This is a genomic window from Pseudomonas sp. H1_F01, from assembly GCF_054681425.1.
Genome location: NZ_CP162823.1, coordinates 4,776,833 through 4,793,365 on the forward strand (window position 1 = coordinate 4,776,833; position 16,533 = coordinate 4,793,365).

Below are 16,533 nucleotides of genomic sequence, written 5' to 3' on the forward strand. Positions count from 1 at the left end.
TACACCATTCTATGCAGACCCCCAACGCGACCAAAGGTCGCACCCTTGGGCTAGAGCGACAGGCGTATCATTGCGCCACCGCAACACCCTTTCTGACCGTGGTCGGCACGTACTGGCCCCGGCACTTTTCCACTGCCGTGGGATGCATTCGATGAGTAACCAGATTCCGGTACATGACGTCACCCCGCCTGCCAAGGACGCGAACAAAAGCGTCGACCTGTATGCCTCTCGGGAAAAAATCTACACCCGCGCCTTCACTGGCCTGTTCCGCAACCTGCGAATGGCTGGCGGCGCGCTATTGTTCCTGCTGTATTTCGGTACGGTCTGGCTGAACTGGGGTGGTCATCAGGCCGTCTGGTGGAACTTGCCAGAGCGCAAATTCTTTATTTTCGGCGCCACCTTCTGGCCCCAGGATTTCATCCTGCTCTCGGGGATGTTGATCATTGCCGCCTTTGGCCTGTTTTTCATCACGGTCTATGCCGGACGAGTGTGGTGTGGCTATACCTGCCCACAGAGCGTGTGGACCTGGATCTTCATGTGGTGCGAAAAAGTCACCGAAGGCGACCGCAACCAGCGCATCAAGCTCGACAAGGCCCCCATGGGCGCCAACAAATTCCTGCGCAAGCTCGCCAAGCACAGCCTGTGGCTGCTGATAGGTTTCGTCACCGGCATGACCTTTGTCGGTTACTTCACGCCAATCCGCGAACTGGTGTTCGAGTTCTTTACCGGCCAGGCCGATGGCTGGTCGTATTTCTGGGTGGGTTTCTTCACCCTCGCCACCTACGGCAACGCTGGCTGGCTGCGTGAGCAAGTGTGTATCTACATGTGCCCTTACGCACGCTTCCAGAGCGTGATGTTCGACAAGGACACCTTGATCGTTTCCTACGACCCGCGTCGTGGCGAAAGCCGTGGCCCGCGCAAGAAGGGCGTTGACTACAAAGCCCTGGGCCTGGGGGATTGCATCGACTGCACCATGTGCGTCCAGGTCTGCCCTACCGGTATCGACATCCGCGACGGCCTGCAGATCGAGTGCATCGGCTGCGCGGCCTGTATCGATGCCTGCGACAACATCATGGACAAAATGGATTATCCACGCGGCCTGATCAGCTACACCACCGAACACAACCTTTCGGGGCAGAAAACCCATAAACTGCGCCCGCGCCTGATCGGCTATGCCTTGGTGCTGCTGACCATGATGAGCCTGTTGGCGGCGGCGTTCTTCATGCGCTCGCTGGTGGGTTTCGACGTCAGCAAGGACCGCGTGCTCTACCGTGAAAACGCCGAAGGCCGGATCGAGAACGTCTACAGCCTGAAGATCATGAACAAAGACCAACGCGACCACACGTATGTCCTGGAAGCCGCCGGCCTACCCGACCTCAAGCTGCAAGGCCGGCGGGAAATCAAGGTCGCGGCCGGCGAGATCTACAGCCAGCCGGTCGAGCTGTCCAGCGCACCGGAACAACTGCCATCGAGCACCAACGAGGTGACCTTCATCCTCAAGGATGCCGATGACGAAAGCGTACATGTCGAAGCCAAGAGCCGGTTCATCGGCCCACAAACTCGTTGAGAGAACTGAACATGCCTGCAGCAACCGCCTCCAGCCCTTGGTACAAGCACCTCTGGCCGTGGATCATCATCGCGATCCTGACCTGTTCGGTGACACTGAGCCTGACGATGGTGACCATTGCGGTGAAGAACCCGGACAACCTGGTCAACGACAACTATTACGAAGCCGGCAAGGGTATCAACCGCTCGCTGGAGCGCGAATTGCTGGCCCAGACCCTGCAACTGCGTGCCAACGTGCAACTGGACGAGCTCACCGGTGAAGTGAACCTGCGCCTGAACGGCAACAGCCGTCCGCAGACCCTGGAACTGAGCCTGATCTCGCCGACCCAGCCGGAGAAGGACCGCAAGATCGTCCTGACCCGCAACGACAGTGAACCGGGGCGCTACGTCGGCCAGTTGACCGACAAGGTCGAAGGCCGGCGCTTTGTCGAATTGCTGGGTGTGGAGAACGACAAGACCTGGCGCCTGTTCGAAGAAGAACAGATCAATCACGGCCAGGACCTCTTGCTTGGCGATGAACCGCTGCAAGGCGCTGAAGACCTGAAGAAATAAACGACGGCGCTTCTGATCGTTCCCACGCTCCGCGTGGAAACGCGGCCCGGGACGCTCTGCGTCCCTTCTAAGCGTGACGCGGAGCGTCACAGGATGCATTCCCACGCAGAGCGTGGGAACGATCATTGGACAACGTTCTGTGAACACGCAATGACCACTCCACAGCCCTGCTACCACTGCGCCCTGCCCGTCCCCCCGGGCAGTCGCTTCACCGCCGTTGTCCTCGGTGAAACCCGCGAGCTGTGCTGCCCGGGCTGCCAGGCGGTGGCCGAGGCCATTGTCGCCGGAGGCCTGGAAAGTTATTACCAGCATCGCAGCGAAGCGTCGGCCAATCCCGAATCCCTGCCCGTCCAGTTGACCGATGAACTGGCGCTCTACGATCGCCCTGACGTACAGCAATCATTCGTGCGCCATGAAGGCGAACTGGCCGAAACCACCCTGTTGATGGAAGGCATCAGTTGCGCCGCCTGCGGCTGGCTGATTGAAAAACAATTACGCAGCCTGCCGGCCGTGGCCGAAGCGCGATTGAACCTGTCCAATCATCGCCTGCATGTACGTTGGGCCGACGCTCAACTACCACTGAGCACGCTGCTCGCCGAATTGCGCCAGATCGGCTACGTAGCGCACCCGTACCAGGCCGACCAGGCCTGTGAACAACTCGCCGCACAAAACCGCCTGGCCCTGCGCCAATTGGGCGTGGCCGGTCTGTTGTGGTTCCAGGCGATGATGGCGACCATGGCCACCTGGCCAGAATTCAACATCGACCTGAGCCCGGAGATGCACACCATCCTGCGCTGGGTTGCCCTGTTCCTCACCACGCCCATCGTCTTCTATAGCTGCGCGCCGTTCTTCAAAGGCGCCATGCGCGACCTGCGCACCCGCCACCTGACCATGGACGTTTCCGTGTCCCTGGCCATCGGCAGTGCCTACGTTGCCGGGATCTGGACGTCGATCACCGGGGTCGGCGAGTTGTACTTCGATGCCGTTGGCATGTTCGCCCTGTTCCTGCTGGCCGGCCGTTACCTGGAACGCCGGGCTCGGGAACGCACGGCTGCCGCCACCGCCCAACTGGTCAATCTGTTGCCGGCCTCGTGCCTGCGCCTGGAGGATAACGGCCAGAGTGAACGCATCCTGCTCAGCGAATTGCGCACCGGTGACCGGGTGCTGGTGCATCCCGGGGCAGTCCTGCCGGCCGATGGCAAGATCCTGGATGGCCAGTCCAGCATCGACGAATCGCTGCTGACCGGTGAATACCTGCCACAACCTCGCCAGGTGGGCGACGCGGTCACCGCCGGCACGCTGAACGTCGAAGGGGCCTTGACGGTCGAGGTGCTGGCCCTCGGGCAAGACACCCGGTTGTCCGCCATCGTGCGGCTGCTGGAGCGGGCCCAGGCCGAGAAGCCGCGACTGGCGGAAATCGCCGACCGCGCCGCCCAATGGTTCTTGCTGTTCTCCTTGGTCGCCGCTGCCGTCATCGGGCTGGTGTGGTGGCAACTGGACGCTTCGCGCGCGTTCTGGATCGTCCTGGCGATGCTCGTCGCCACCTGCCCTTGCGCGTTGTCACTCGCCACGCCGACCGCCCTCACCGCCGCTACCGGCACCTTGCACAAGCTCGGCCTGCTGCTGACGCGCGGGCATGTGCTGGAAGGCCTGAACCAGATCGATACGGTGATTTTCGACAAGACCGGTACCCTCACCGAAGGCCGCCTGGCGTTGCGCGCCATTCGGCCATTGGCGGCCCTCGACAGTGATCAATGCCTGGGCTTGGCCGCTGCCCTGGAGAACCGCTCGGAACACCCCATCGCCCGCGCCTTCGGCCGCGCGCCATTGGCCGCCGAACAGGTGCAAAGCACCCCCGGGCTGGGGCTGGAAGGCCTCGTGGCGGAACAGCACCTGCGCATCGGTCAGCCGGGTTTTGTCTGCGAACTGAGTGGCGCCGCGGTACCGCAAATGCCGGACGAACCCGGGCAATGGCTGTTGCTGGGCGATGAGATCGGGCCCTTGGCCTGGTTCGTCCTCGATGACCGCTTGCGCGTCGATGCCCCGGCGCTGCTGGCGGCCTGCAAGGCACGGGGCTGGCGGACGCTGCTGTTGTCGGGTGACAGTTCGCCCATGGTTGCCAGCGTCGCCGCCGAACTGGGCATCGATGAGGCTCGCGGCGGCCTGCGCCCGGACGACAAACTGGCCGTGTTGCAGCAGTTGCATCAACAGGGCCGCAAGGTGCTGATGCTCGGCGATGGGGTGAACGACGTGCCCGTGCTGGCGGCAGCGGACATCAGTGTCGCCATGGGCTCGGCCACCGACCTGGCCAAGACCAGCGCCGACGCGGTGCTGCTGTCCAACCGCCTCGACGCCCTGATCCACGCCTTCAGTCTGGCTCGACGCACCCGCCGGGTGATCATTGAGAACCTGGTGTGGGCAGGGTTGTACAATGGCCTCATGTTGCCGTTCGCCGCCCTTGGCTGGATTACCCCGGTGTGGGCGGCGGTCGGCATGTCCATCAGTTCGTTGACCGTGGTGTTGAATGCGCTGAGGCTGACACGTCAGCCCAAGACGCAGGTTTTCGACGCCACGCCCGATACCCGCCCGCTGCCGGCCTGAGCCGCGCGGGCATGGAGTTCCGACATGCCAGCTCTCTACGTGATGATCCCGGCCGCGCTGCTGATCGTGGCCATCGCCGTGTACATTTTCTTCTGGGCCGTGGACAGCGGCCAGTACGACGACCTCGACGGTCCGGCCCACAGCATTCTGTTCGACGATCAGGACCCGAACCACAAGGCAGCGGTGGACGAAGCCAGCGGCGAAGCCCGCAAGCCGGACGACAAGGCCCCGCCCCATGCTTGACCTGGCACCCCTGTTGGTTTCTGCGGTCATCCTTGGCCTGCTCGGCGGTGGACACTGCCTGGGCATGTGCGGCGGCCTGATGGGCGCCCTGACCCTGGCGATTCCCAAGGAACAGCGCAGCCGCCGCTTCCGGTTGCTGCTGGCGTACAACCTGGGACGGATCCTGAGCTACGCCACCGCCGGGTTGCTGATCGGCCTGGCCGGTTGGGCCGTGTCCAACAGCCCGGCAGCGATGATCATGCGGGTGCTGGCCGGCTTGCTGTTGATTGCCATGGGCCTGTACCTGGCGGGCTGGTGGAGCGGCCTGACTCGCATCGAAGGTGTGGGGCGTGGCTTGTGGCGACACATCCAGCCCGTCGCCAACCGTTTGCTGCCGGTGTCGAGCCTGCCTCGGGCCTTGCTGCTCGGCGCGCTGTGGGGCTGGCTACCGTGCGGCCTGGTCTACAGCACCCTGCTCTGGTCCGCCAGCCAAGGCAATGCACTGGACAGCGCGCTGCTGATGCTCGCCTTCGGCCTGGGCACCTGGCCGGTGCTGCTCGCCACGGGCCTGGCCGCCGAACGCGTCACCGCCCTGCTGCGCAAACGCAGCGTGCGCATGGCCGGTGGTTTGTTGGTGATTATTTTCGGGGTATGGACACTGCCGGGGCCGCATCAACATTGGCTCATGGGGCACTGACCGAGTTGCCCCAATCGCGAGCAAGCTCGCTCCCACATGGAAAGTCTCCTGTGGGAGCGAGCTTGCTCGCGATGAGGCCTGCATCGACAACTCCGATGCCCCGTTGACGCAAATCAAAACGGCCACGCCCACGCGCCCCTAGACTCGCCCCATGCCAGTCTATCCGGGGAATGCCCGCATGCTCGACACCATTTGTTGGGACTCAAATCTTATCCGCCGTTACGACCTGGCGGGACCACGCTACACCTCGTACCCCACGGCGGCGCAGTTCGGCAGCCAGGTGGGTACCTTCGACCTGCTCCACGCCCTGCGCGACAGCCGCAAGGCCCTGCGGCCGCTGTCGCTGTACGTGCACATACCGTTCTGCGCGAACATTTGCTACTACTGCGCCTGCAACAAGGTCATCACCAAGGACCGCGGCCGCGCCCACGCCTACCTGCAACGCCTGGAACAGGAAATCCAACTGATCGGCTGCCACCTGGACCCCACCCAGCGCGTAGAACAGTTGCACTTTGGCGGCGGTACCCCGACGTTCCTCAGCCACGATGAGCTGCGCCAACTGATGGCCAAGCTGCGCCAGCACCTGAACCTGCTGGACGACGATTCTGGCGACTACGGCATCGAAATCGACCCCAGGGAAGCCGACTGGTCGACCATGGGCCTGTTGCGCGAACTGGGTTTCAACCGGGTCAGTATCGGCCTGCAAGACCTTGATCCAGCGGTGCAGCGGGCCGTCAATCGCCTGCAAAGCCTCGAGGAAACCCGCGCAGTGGTCGAAGCCGCCCGGACCTTGCAATTCCGCTCGATCAACATTGACCTGATCTACGGCCTGCCCAAGCAGACCCCGGAAAACTTCGCCCGCACCGTCCAGGAAGTCATCCACCTGCAACCGGACCGGCTCTCGGTGTTCAACTACGCCCACCTGCCGGAACGCTTCATGCCCCAGCGGCGCATCAACAGCCAGGACTTGCCGACCCCGGAGCAGAAACTGGCGATGCTGCAAGGCACCATCGAACAACTGACCGCCGCCGGCTACCGCTACGTCGGCATGGACCACTTCGCCCTGCCCGACGACGAACTGGCAATCGCTCAGGAGGAGGCCACGTTGCAGCGCAACTTCCAGGGCTACACCACCCATGGCCATTGCGACCTGATCGGCCTTGGCGTGTCAGCCATCAGCCAGATCGGCGATTTGTATTGCCAGAACAGCAGTGACCTGAACCATTACCAGAACACCCTCGCCGACGGGCAACTGGCGACCAGTCGCGGGCTGATCTGCAATGCCGACGACCGGTTGCGGCGCGCGGTGATCCAGCAGTTGATCTGTCATTTCCACCTGCCCTTCGCCGAGATCGAGCAAACCTTCAACATCGACTTTCGTGGTTACTTCGCGCCGCAATGGCCGCAATTGCAGGCCATGGCCGCGGATGGGCTGATCGAGCTGGATGACACCCATATCCGGGTATTGCCCGCCGGGCGCCTGCTGGTGCGATCCGTGTGCATGGTATTCGATGCCTACTTGGACCAGCACAATCGCCAACGCTTCTCCCGAGTCATTTGAGCGCGACAATTTGACGACGACATCGCACTGGCCGGAGTGCCATCTCTGGGGTACCCTTACGCCTTATGCGTGATTTCCCACAAGGATTTAAGAAATGTCCGAGCCAGTCAAACTGCGCGCCCACAACCAGGCCCATTGCAAGGATTGCAGCCTGGCCCCCCTCTGCCTGCCGCTTTCGCTGAACCTGGAGGACATGGACGCGCTGGATGACATCGTTAAACGGGGCCGCCCGTTGAAAAAAGGTGAATTCCTGTTTCGCCAGGGCGATACCTTCGATTCGGTCTATGCGGTGCGCTCGGGCGCCTTGAAGACCTTCAACCTGAGCGATGGCGGCGAAGAACAGCTCACCGGCTTCCACCTGCCCAGCGAACTGGTGGGCCTGTCCGGCATGGACACCGAGTCCCATCCGGTCTCGGCCCAGGCGCTGGAAACCACCTCGGTGTGCGAAATTCCCTTCGATCGCCTGGACGAGCTGGCCATACAGCTGCCGCAACTGCGCCGCCAGTTGATGCGGGTCATGAGCCGGGAAATCCGTGACGATCAGCAAATGATGCTGCTGCTTTCGAAAAAAACCGCCGACGAGCGTATCGCCACGTTCCTGGTCAACCTCTCGGCACGCTTCCGCGCCCGTGGGTTCTCGGCCAACCAGTTCCGCTTGAGCATGTCGCGCAACGAAATCGGCAATTACCTGGGCCTGGCGGTGGAAACCGTGTCCAGGGTCTTCACCCGCTTCCAGCAGAACGAGTTGATTGCCGCCGAAGGCAAGGAAATTCACATTCTCGACCCGATCCAGCTCTGCGCCCTGGCCGGCGGCTCGATCGAAGGCTGATGGCCGCGCGCGGCTGAGGGATGTTCCCAGCCGCGCTATACTGCCGCGTTTGCAGCTCAGCCAGGACACCTCCACGATGGTCTTTGACTCCTTCGATATCAAATCCCTGATCCGCCCCGTGATCGATTTCCCCAAGCCCGGCGTGATCTTTCGCGACATTACCCCCCTGTTCCAATCCCCGACCGCCCTGCGACTGGTCATGGACAGTTTCGCCCACCGGTATGTCGAGGCCGAGTTCACTCACATCGGCGCGATGGATGCGCGGGGTTTCCTGATTGGCTCGATCCTGGCCTACCAGCTGAACAAGCCGCTGATCTTGTTCCGCAAGCAAGGCAAGCTGCCGGCCGATGTGCTGGCCGAGGGTTACCAGACCGAATACGGCGAAGCCTTCCTTGAAGTGCATGCCGACAGCTTGTGCGAGGGTGATTCGGTGGTGATGTTCGATGACCTGATTGCCACTGGCGGCACGTTGATCGCCGCCGCCAACCTGATCCGCCGCATGGGCGCCAAGGTCCACGAAGCCGCGGCGATCATCGACCTGCCGGAGCTGCTCGGCTCCCAGCGCCTGGAAGACATGGGGATTCCCACGTTCTGCCTGACGCAGTTCTCGCTCAGCGAAAAATAATCCTCGGCAACGAAACACAACCCCTGTGGGAGCGAGCCTGCTCGCGATAGCGATGTGTCAGCCAGCATAGATATTGGCTGATCTACCGCTATCGCGAGCAAGCTCGCTCCCACAAGGGATTGGTTGCTGTTACAACGCGATCGGCTTGCGCCCCGCAAACGAATGCGCCAGTGTCCCGCCATCCACCAACTCAAGCTCCCCACCCAGCGGCACGCCGTGGGCGATGCGCGAGGCGATCAGGCCTTTGTTGTTGAGCAGTTGGGCGATGTAATGGGCGGTGGCTTCGCCTTCGACCGTCGGGTTCGTAGCGAGGATGACTTCCGTGAACGTACCCGCTTCTTCGATCCGCGCGATCAACTGCGGAATGCCGATGGCTTCAGGCCCCAAGCCGTCGAGCGGTGACAAATGGCCCTTGAGCACGAAATAACGGCCACGAAAACCGGTCTGCTCTACCGCATACACATCCATCGGCCCTTCCACCACGCAGAGCAGGCTGTCGTCCCGACGCGGGTCGGCACATTGCGGGCAGAGGTCGTCTTCGGTGAGGGTGCGGCACAAACGGCAATGCCCTACGCCTTCCATGGCCTGGCTCAGGGCCTGGGCCAGGCGCGAACCGCCGCTGCGATCACGCTCGAGCAATTGCAACGCCATGCGCTGGGCAGTTTTCTGACCTACACCCGGCAACGTTCGCAGGGCATCGATCAGTTGGCGAATCAAAGGGCTGAAGCTCATGGAGGAAATGTCCGACATAACAACGAGACGCGGTTTATACCCGTGCCTCCGATTAGCGTCAAATACTCAATCCTGCGCGACCCGCACCACCAACTTGCCGAAGTTGCGCCCCTCCAACAGCCCGATAAACGCCCGTGGCGCATTCTCAAGGCCATCGACCACATCCTCACGGAACTTGACCTTGCCATCACGCACCCAAGGGGCCATGGCGCTGATGAACTCCGGCTGACGGTCACCGTAGTCATCAAACACGATAAACCCCTGGATCCGCACACGCTTGTTGAGCAAAGTGCGCTGCAACTGCGGCAAGCGATCCGGGCCGCTCGGTGCTTGATGATCGTTGTAGGAAGCGATCAGGCCACAGAGCGGGATCCGCGCCTTGGCGTTGAGCAGCGGCACGACGGCATCGAAGACCTTGCCACCGACGTTTTCGTAATAGATGTCGATGCCCTTGTCGCAAGCCTGCGCCAGCTCCTCGGCAAAACGTGCGCTCTTGTGATCGACACAGGCGTCAAACCCCAGCTCGTCGACCACGTACTTGCATTTCTCGCTGCCACCCGCGACGCCGACGACACGCAGGCCCTTGATCTTCGCCACCTGGCCAACCACCGAGCCCACCGCACCCGAGGCCGCCGCGACCACCAGGGTTTCCCCGGCCTTGGGCTGGCCAATGTCCATCAGCCCCATGTAAGCGGTCATGCCCGGCATGCCCAGCACACCCAGGGCCATCGACGGGCTCGGCAGCCCCGAAGGGACGGGCATCACGTTGCGCCCGTCGCTGATGCTGTGGCTCTGCCAACCGGTGGCCCCCACCACCAGATCACCCTCCTGGAATTTCGGGTGCATCGAGCGCTCCACGCGGCTCACGGCGCCGCCGGTCATCACCTCGTCGATTTTTACCGGAGCAGCGTAGGAAGGCGCGTCACTCATTCGCCCGCGCATGTAAGGGTCCAAGGACAAAAACTGCGTCTTGAGCAGGATCTGCCCCTGCGCCAGGTCCGGCAGCGTCACGTGCTCCAGGCGGAAATTGTCCGCGGTTGGGGCGCCGTGAGGACGGGAGGCAAGGACGATGCGCTGGTTGGAGGTCGATGCTTGTGACATGGAAGCGTCTCCTTGATCGTTGAGTGGCACGTATAGGGAGCAGACCATTGCCGAGGGGGCGGCGTTCGATGTTTGTTCAGCGGGTACTTGTGGGAGCAAGGCTTGCCCGCGATGAACGATGGCGCGCAGTTCCGACAAATCGAGGCGTCTGCATCGCGGGCAAGCCTTGCTCCCACAGAGCCTTGCTCTCACAGGCAAGGTTTCGCTCGCCCCTAGACAGAAACAAAAATGCCAGGCGCGATGCCTGGCATTGTGTGTAGCCCATCCCGACCGGGATGGCGAATCAGAACGGCAGTTTCATGCCCGGCGGCAGTTGCATGCCGGCCGTCATGCCAGACATCTTGTCCTGGCTGTTGGCTTCGATCTTGCGCACCGCGTCATTGACGGCGGCGGCGAACAGGGCTTCGAGCATTTCCTTGTCGTCTTCGCTCAGGCCTTCGACCACGCTTGGGTCGATGCTGACGCGCTTGATGTCGTGGCGACCGGTCATGACCACGGTCACCATGTCGCCGCCGGACTTGCCGGTGACTTCGGCGTTGGCCAGTTCTTCCTGCATCTTGGCCATTTTTTCCTGCATCTGCTGCGCCTGCTTCATCAGGCCGGCCATGCCACCTTTCATCATGGGAATCACCTCGAAAGTACTTGGATAAACAACGCGCCCGGCCCGTTCGGCCCGGCGCCTTCAGTTATGAGCCCTGGGTGACCGGGGCCTCGACAGGTTCGATAGTATCGTGACGGACCACGGCGCCGAACTGTTGCATCATCTGCTGGATGAATGGATCACCGTGGATCGACTCCTCGGCTTCGCGCTGACGGTCGGCACGGCGCCGGGACGCGGCCTGGGCCGGGGTCTCCTGCTCGGGCTTGATCAGCTCGATGGTCAGCGTCAGGGTGCGCTGGTGATACTGGTTCAGCGCATCGTTGAGGCGACGTTGCTGGGTCGCGTTGAACAGTGCGCTGTGGGCCGGGTCCAGGTGCAGCAGCCAGTGGTCGCCTTCCACGGCCATCAGCGTGCAGTTGGCGGCAATACTGCCGGTCATGCCGCTGATCGGCAGTTTAGGAAACAGCTCCAGCCATTGCAGGGCCAGCCCGGTGGCCGGCATCGCCGCGGGTTCCGGCTCGGGCTCCGGGGCCGGCTCAGCGGCGTGCTCGCTGGCCAGGTCGTCCAGGTAGCTGTAGGCCGAATCCATGTCTGGCTCGATGTAATCCTCGTCCAGCGGCGGTTCGTCGTCCTGATCGAGGCCTGGCGTGGCGACATCGACGTCGGCCACTGTCGGTTCGGGTACCGGCGCGGCGACCCACTCCGGCGCATCAGGCACCACACTGTCGGGCGTCGGCAAAGGCATCGGCGGCAACTCGGGTTGCTCGGCGATGGTCTCCAGAACCGGCTCCACGGCAGGTTGCTGGACAACCTCGGGCTCGATCGGATCGTTCCAGGGCAGATCGACAACGGCTTCAGCGACCGGTTCGGGCAGCGCCTCGACGACCGGTTCAGGTTCTGGCTCAGGGGCCGCGACAACGGGTGTCGGAGCCGGTGCTGCCACAGGTGCCGGCGCTACCGGAGCCGAAGCCACTGCCGGCGCAACGACGGGCGCGGCAGCCACTGGCTTGGCGGAATCAGCTGTGGCCTGGCTGATCCCCACTGGCTTTAGCGCTTGCCTCGGGACGTCCGTCGTATCGGCTGGCCGGAACGCCAGCATTCGCAGCAGGACCATTTCAAAGCCGCCGCGCGGATCCGGTGCCAGGGGCAGGTCGCGACGACCAATCAGGCCCATCTGGTAATAGAACTGCACGTCTTCGGCCGGCAACGCCTGGGCCAGGGCCAGTACGCGATCACGGTCGCCGTGGCCGTTGTCGACGCCATCAGGCAAGGCCTGGGCGATGGCGACCCGGTGCAGCACATTGAGAATTTCCGAGAGCACGCCATTCCAGTCCGGGCCCTGCTCGGCCAGGTGACGCACCGCTTCGAGCAACGCCTTCGCGTCGCCTTCGATCAGCGCATGCAAAACGTCATAGACCTGGCCGTGATCGAGGGTACCGAGCATGGCCCGGACATCCGCGGCCATGACCTTGCCTTCACCGAAAGCGATGGCCTGGTCGGTCAGGCTCATGGCGTCGCGCATCGAACCATCGGCGGCGCGGCCCAACAGCCACAGCGCATCGTCCTCGAAGGGCACGTTCTCGACGCCCAGTACATGCGTCAGGTGCTCGACGACCCGTTCCGGCGTCATGTTCTTCAGGGAGAACTGCAGGCACCGCGACAAAATCGTTGCAGGAAGTTTCTGCGGGTCGGTGGTCGCCAGGATGAACTTGACGTAGGGTGGCGGCTCCTCAAGGGTCTTGAGCAGCGCATTGAAGGAATGGCTGGAGAGCATGTGCACTTCGTCGATCAGGTAGACCTTGAAGCGCCCACGGCTCGGCGCGTACTGCACGTTGTCGAGCAGCTCGCGGGTGTCTTCGACCTTGGTACGGCTGGCGGCGTCGATCTCGATCAGGTCGACGAAACGGCCCTCGTCGATTTCCCGGCAGACCGAACACTCGCCGCAGGGCGTGGAGGTAATGCCGGTTTCACAGTTCAGGCACTTGGCAATGATCCGCGCGATGGTGGTCTTGCCCACGCCGCGGGTGCCGGTGAACAGGTAGGCATGGTGCAGCCGCTGGCTGTCCAAGGCATTGATCAGGGCCTTGAGCACATGGGTCTGGCCGACCATTTCGCGGAACGAGCGCGGACGCCATTTACGTGCAAGAACCTGATAACTCATCGAAAACCGTCGCATCGAAGGAACATAAGCGGCTAATGCTAGCGGAGCAGGGGCGAAATTGCATCCGGTGTGCTCGTCTAATCTGACTAAGATTGGATCAGGGACTCGGTTGTCGACGCGGTTTTGCACAGTCAGGAGAGTTTATGCGCTCAGCCATGGGGGCTTTGCTGTTGTTGGGTACAGGTTGTTTTGCTGATGAAGTACCTTTGCGTTTTGCCGTTACCGACGGCTGGGCGATGCCCATGGTGCAGATCGAACGGGGTCGCCCGACCCAGGGCATCCTTCCCGACATAATGACCAGCCTGGCGACCCGGATGGGACTGCCGGCGCAATTCCATGTGCTGTCCCGCGCCCGGCTGGACGGCGCCATGAAACACGGCGAGATCGACATGCGTTGCTACGTCAGCCCCGACTGGGTAAAGGACAGTGGCGATTACCTCTGGAGCGTCCCGTTGTTTTTCCAGCGCGACCTGCTCGTCGCCACGGCAAGCGCCCCTGTGGCGGTCACACTAGCCACGTTGCCGGAACAGCCCATCGGCACGGTGCTCGGCTATACCTACCCGACCTTGCAACCCTTGTTCGACCGCAGCCAACTGCACCGCGACGACGCCCGCAGCCAGGAACAAGTGCTGGCGAAACTGCTGGCCGGACGTTATCGCTACGGGATCAGCAACCAATGGGCGCTGGACTGGTTCAATCAACGTCATACCGCTGATCGGCAACTCCATGAGGTGGCAGTGCTTCAGGAACAGCAGTTGAGCTGTTATGTGCGCAACGACCCGAACATTCCAGCACAACGCATTCTGAGGACCTTGTTGAACATGAAAACCTCCGGGGAGATCGACGCGATCATCCAGCTTTACACGGGCCGCAGTGACGCATCGCAGGCCAGGAGCGAGGCACCCTCCCCCTGATCGCCTGGCCGCTGCTGCCATTGCGACGGCGGGATGAACCCCTGCACCCAGCCGGGTATCCGTTCGGGCGGCATGGGCCGGGCGATGAAATAACCTTGTGCCACCTCACAGCCCAGGTTCAGCAACAGTTGGCCATGCTCAAGGCTGTCCAACCCTTCGGCGACCACCTCACGGCCAAACGCCCGGGCCAGGCCGATCACCGCTTCGGTCAGTGCCAGGTCGTCGCGATCATGGAGAATGTCGCGAACAAAGGTCTTGTCGATCTTGATGGTTTGCGTGCGCAAGTGCTTGAGGTCGTTGAGCGAGCAGTAGCCCGTGCCGAAACCACCCAGCGAAAACCCCACGCCCAAGGCATGGCAGGCCTGGAGGCAGGCGCTGACGTGGGCAAGGTTTTCCAATGCGACCGATTCGACAATCTGCAGATCCAACAGGCGTGGCGGTACCGCCGGATGCCGTTCCAACACCTGTCGCAACCGCTCGACAAAATCCGCCCGCTGGAAATGCCGCGCCGAGATATTGATGCTCACCGGCCAGCCCTGCCCCGCTTGCTGCCATTGCTGCAACTGGGTCAGTACCTGCTCCATGACCCACTCGCCGATCTCGACAATCAGGTCGGTCTCTTCCACCAGCGGCAGGAACTCCCGTGGCGGCACCAGGCCACGTTGCGGATGCTTCCAGCGCAGCAGCGCCTCCATGCCGACCACGGTGCCATGACGCATGTTGACCTTGGGCTGGAAATGCAGCCGCAACTCGTTACCGGCCAGTGCCTGGCGGACCCGCTCGACGGTCTGGTAAGTGGCTCGCACTTCCTTGTCCCGGGACACATCGAACAAGTGGAAACGATTGCGACCGCTTTGCTTGGCCACGTACATCGCCTGGTCGGCGTGGCGCAACAAGGTCTCGGCGTCGTCGTTATCCCATGGGAACAATGTGACGCCAATGCTGGCGAAGACCTTGATGTCCTTACCGTCAATGCCATACGGCATGGAAACGGCGATCAACACCCGGCTCAACGCGGCATGCAACTCATCCATCCCACGCACATGGCGCAGCACCAGCACGAACTCGTCCCCACCCAGCCGCGCCACCACGTCCTCGCCACGCACGATACTGCGCAGGCGCCTGGCGACCTCCACCAGCAGCCGATCGCCACTGGCGTGACCATAACCGTCATTGACCGCCTTGAAGCCATCGAGATCGAGCATGCACACCGCCAGAGGCAAGTTTTCCGCACGGGAAAACTCCAGGGCCTGGTCCAGCAGATCGGACAGATAAGTGCGGTTGGGCAACCCGGTCAGCACATCGTGACCGACCCGCCATTGCAGGGAATGCAGCAGGCGACGCTTTTCGCTGACATCGAAGCGAATTGCCAGGTAGCGTTCGATTTGTCCTGTATCGTCATCGATTACTGGCACCAGGGTCGTGTCGACCCAGTGCAGCGTACCGTCCTTGGCCCGGTTGCAGATTTCCCCTTTCCAGACCTGGCCCAGGGCAATGGTGCGCCACATGGCGCCGAAGAACTCGTCAGGGTGCTGGCCGGAATTGAGCAGGCGATGGTTCCCACCCAGCAACTCATCGCGCCGGTAACCAAAAAGGCTGCAAAATTGATCGTTGACGTAGGTGATGCGCCCGCTCAGATCGGTTTCGGAAAAAATCGCGGCGGCGTCAACGGCTCTGCGGTACTTCTTATCCATCGAAGCAGTCATCCATGAGTCAGGCTCATTTGTCGCGCGCGGTTGCACCGCCTTCAAGACAGGCGAAAATCAACTAGGCTCAAACACTTTGAGGGAAGCTGGAGCGCGGGCCCTGGCGGTGCTAAGGGAGAGCTTCAGCCCTTGCCATGTATCGCGGCAAGAAACGCAAGGCCCGGTCTCTGCACACACCCCGGCTTCTGAAGCAGGTCACCAAATACCCGTGCCAAAGGCCGATTCTACGAAACACATCACACTTTGCAAAGCAAGGTGATGGATTGCGTGGTTGCCTAATGCAAAAATCTATCGTTAAGTTCTTGATTCTAAATGGGAATTAAGCGATGCAAATTTCAAGTTTGGGTCCAGCCATCAGACGCTACCGCAAAGTAGCGGGGCTTACTCAGGCTGAACTTGGCGAAAAAACCGGTTTTGACCCCAAAACCATCAGCCGCTTCGAAACCGGCACCTACACCCCCAGCGTCGAAGCCTTGTTCCTGCTTGCCAATGTGCTGGATGTACAACTGAAAGCCTTTTTTGCCGACATGGGCGATGAGGATGAACAGCGGGCGTATCTGTTCGGCGTCATACACAAAGCCACCTCCAAGGACCTGGGCAAGCTGATCGCAGCGGTCGACCAGGCCTTGTCCAAGCCTTGATGCAGATGTGAAAGAAAAGCCGGG

The 16,533-nt window shown here is 62.1% G+C and carries 15 protein-coding genes; 10 read left to right on the forward strand and 5 right to left on the reverse strand.

Annotated features, from left to right (window positions below; translation table 11 throughout):
- Nucleotides 1-151 precede the first annotated feature (151 nt).
- From ccoG to AB4O09_RS21610, 8 genes are all read left to right on the forward strand, one after another.
- Nucleotides 152-1,567 carry a cytochrome c oxidase accessory protein CcoG gene (gene ccoG / locus AB4O09_RS21575; protein WP_003199601.1) on the forward strand — a complete coding sequence of 472 codons (1,416 nt, stop codon included), beginning with the start codon at nt 152-154 and terminating at the stop codon, nt 1,565-1,567.
- A gap of 11 nt (nt 1,568-1,578) precedes the next feature.
- Nucleotides 1,579-2,118 (forward strand): FixH family protein, encoded by a 540-nt coding sequence (locus tag AB4O09_RS21580; RefSeq protein ID WP_003199599.1) that lies wholly within the window; start codon nt 1,579-1,581, stop codon nt 2,116-2,118.
- Between the two features lie 150 nt (nt 2,119-2,268).
- Nucleotides 2,269-4,719 carry a heavy metal translocating P-type ATPase gene (locus AB4O09_RS21585; protein ID WP_003199596.1) on the forward strand — a complete coding sequence of 817 codons (2,451 nt, stop codon included), beginning with the start codon at nt 2,269-2,271 and terminating at the stop codon, nt 4,717-4,719.
- Between the two features lie 24 nt (nt 4,720-4,743).
- Nucleotides 4,744-4,962: a cbb3-type cytochrome oxidase assembly protein CcoS gene (gene ccoS / locus AB4O09_RS21590; protein ID WP_003183505.1), complete on the forward strand. Its 219-nt coding sequence runs from the start codon at nt 4,744-4,746 to the stop codon at nt 4,960-4,962.
- The gene (locus AB4O09_RS21595; protein WP_013692616.1) at nt 4,955-5,638 is read left to right on the forward strand and encodes a sulfite exporter TauE/SafE family protein; all 684 of its coding nucleotides are present in this window, start codon (nt 4,955-4,957) and stop codon (nt 5,636-5,638) included. Before ccoS ends, AB4O09_RS21595 begins: the two co-directional genes overlap by 8 nt.
- 178 nt (nt 5,639-5,816) lie before the next feature.
- Complete coding sequence (hemN, locus tag AB4O09_RS21600; RefSeq protein WP_027912674.1) at nt 5,817-7,199, forward strand: oxygen-independent coproporphyrinogen III oxidase; 1,383 nt, start codon at nt 5,817-5,819, stop codon at nt 7,197-7,199.
- Nucleotides 7,200-7,293: 94 nt separating this feature from the next.
- The gene (gene fnr, locus AB4O09_RS21605) at nt 7,294-8,028 is read left to right on the forward strand and encodes a fumarate/nitrate reduction transcriptional regulator Fnr (RefSeq protein ID WP_003199588.1); all 735 of its coding nucleotides are present in this window, start codon (nt 7,294-7,296) and stop codon (nt 8,026-8,028) included.
- A gap of 76 nt (nt 8,029-8,104) precedes the next feature.
- Nucleotides 8,105-8,653, forward strand: coding sequence for an adenine phosphoribosyltransferase (locus AB4O09_RS21610; protein ID WP_003199587.1), 549 nt, complete (start codon nt 8,105-8,107; stop codon nt 8,651-8,653).
- A gap of 129 nt (nt 8,654-8,782) precedes the next feature.
- On the opposite strand, the gene recR is transcribed toward AB4O09_RS21610, so the two are convergent.
- The 4 genes from recR to dnaX all read right to left on the reverse strand — a co-directional run bounded on the left by recR (nt 8,783) and on the right by dnaX (nt 13,248).
- The gene (recR, locus tag AB4O09_RS21615) at nt 8,783-9,385 is read right to left on the reverse strand and encodes a recombination mediator RecR (protein ID WP_003199585.1); all 603 of its coding nucleotides are present in this window, start codon (nt 9,383-9,385) and stop codon (nt 8,783-8,785) included.
- 66 nt (nt 9,386-9,451) lie between these two features.
- On the reverse strand, nt 9,452-10,486 hold the full coding sequence (locus AB4O09_RS21620; protein WP_028237689.1) for an NADP-dependent oxidoreductase: 1,035 nt from the start codon (nt 10,484-10,486) through the stop codon (nt 9,452-9,454).
- Nucleotides 10,487-10,769: 283 nt separating this feature from the next.
- A complete protein-coding gene (locus AB4O09_RS21625) occupies nt 10,770-11,108 on the reverse strand; it encodes a YbaB/EbfC family nucleoid-associated protein (RefSeq protein ID WP_003183512.1) in 339 nt (112 codons plus the stop codon).
- Nucleotides 11,109-11,172: 64 nt separating this feature from the next.
- Nucleotides 11,173-13,248, reverse strand: coding sequence for a DNA polymerase III subunit gamma/tau (gene dnaX / locus AB4O09_RS21630; protein WP_223473046.1), 2,076 nt, complete (start codon nt 13,246-13,248; stop codon nt 11,173-11,175).
- A gap of 143 nt (nt 13,249-13,391) precedes the next feature.
- Between dnaX and AB4O09_RS21635 the strand changes: the two genes are divergently transcribed.
- Complete coding sequence (locus AB4O09_RS21635) at nt 13,392-14,162, forward strand: substrate-binding periplasmic protein (RefSeq protein WP_013692613.1); 771 nt, start codon at nt 13,392-13,394, stop codon at nt 14,160-14,162.
- On the opposite strand, the gene AB4O09_RS21640 is transcribed toward AB4O09_RS21635, so the two are convergent.
- Nucleotides 14,108-15,856, reverse strand: a complete 1,749-nt coding sequence (locus AB4O09_RS21640; protein ID WP_038859502.1) for a putative bifunctional diguanylate cyclase/phosphodiesterase — start codon at nt 15,854-15,856, stop codon at nt 14,108-14,110. The genes AB4O09_RS21635 and AB4O09_RS21640 overlap by 55 nt on opposite strands.
- Before the next feature lie 338 nt (nt 15,857-16,194).
- On the opposite strand from AB4O09_RS21640, the gene AB4O09_RS21645 reads away from it, so the two are divergent.
- A complete protein-coding gene (locus tag AB4O09_RS21645) occupies nt 16,195-16,509 on the forward strand; it encodes a helix-turn-helix domain-containing protein (protein WP_003199578.1) in 315 nt (104 codons plus the stop codon).
- Nucleotides 16,510-16,533 lie beyond the last annotated feature (24 nt).

Excerpts from the sequence above, each read along its gene's own strand:
- ccoG (WP_003199601.1), top strand. The coding sequence starts at position 152 with ATGAGTAACCAGATTCCGGTACATGACGTCACCCCGCCTGCCAAGGAC.
- AB4O09_RS21580 (WP_003199599.1), top strand. The coding sequence starts at position 1,579 with ATGCCTGCAGCAACCGCCTCCAGCCCTTGGTACAAGCACCTCTGGCCG.
- AB4O09_RS21585 (WP_003199596.1), top strand. The coding sequence starts at position 2,269 with ATGACCACTCCACAGCCCTGCTACCACTGCGCCCTGCCCGTCCCCCCG.
- ccoS (WP_003183505.1), top strand. The coding sequence starts at position 4,744 with ATGCCAGCTCTCTACGTGATGATCCCGGCCGCGCTGCTGATCGTGGCC.
- AB4O09_RS21595 (WP_013692616.1), top strand. The coding sequence starts at position 4,955 with ATGCTTGACCTGGCACCCCTGTTGGTTTCTGCGGTCATCCTTGGCCTG.
- hemN (WP_027912674.1), top strand. The coding sequence starts at position 5,817 with ATGCTCGACACCATTTGTTGGGACTCAAATCTTATCCGCCGTTACGAC.
- fnr (WP_003199588.1), top strand. The coding sequence starts at position 7,294 with ATGTCCGAGCCAGTCAAACTGCGCGCCCACAACCAGGCCCATTGCAAG.
- AB4O09_RS21610 (WP_003199587.1), top strand. The coding sequence starts at position 8,105 with ATGGTCTTTGACTCCTTCGATATCAAATCCCTGATCCGCCCCGTGATC.
- recR (WP_003199585.1), bottom strand. The coding sequence starts at position 9,385 with ATGAGCTTCAGCCCTTTGATTCGCCAACTGATCGATGCCCTGCGAACG.
- AB4O09_RS21620 (WP_028237689.1), bottom strand. The coding sequence starts at position 10,486 with ATGTCACAAGCATCGACCTCCAACCAGCGCATCGTCCTTGCCTCCCGT.
- AB4O09_RS21625 (WP_003183512.1), bottom strand. The coding sequence starts at position 11,108 with ATGATGAAAGGTGGCATGGCCGGCCTGATGAAGCAGGCGCAGCAGATG.
- dnaX (WP_223473046.1), bottom strand. The coding sequence starts at position 13,248 with ATGAGTTATCAGGTTCTTGCACGTAAATGGCGTCCGCGCTCGTTCCGC.
- AB4O09_RS21635 (WP_013692613.1), top strand. The coding sequence starts at position 13,392 with ATGCGCTCAGCCATGGGGGCTTTGCTGTTGTTGGGTACAGGTTGTTTT.
- AB4O09_RS21640 (WP_038859502.1), bottom strand. The coding sequence starts at position 15,856 with ATGGATAAGAAGTACCGCAGAGCCGTTGACGCCGCCGCGATTTTTTCC.
- AB4O09_RS21645 (WP_003199578.1), top strand. The coding sequence starts at position 16,195 with ATGCAAATTTCAAGTTTGGGTCCAGCCATCAGACGCTACCGCAAAGTA.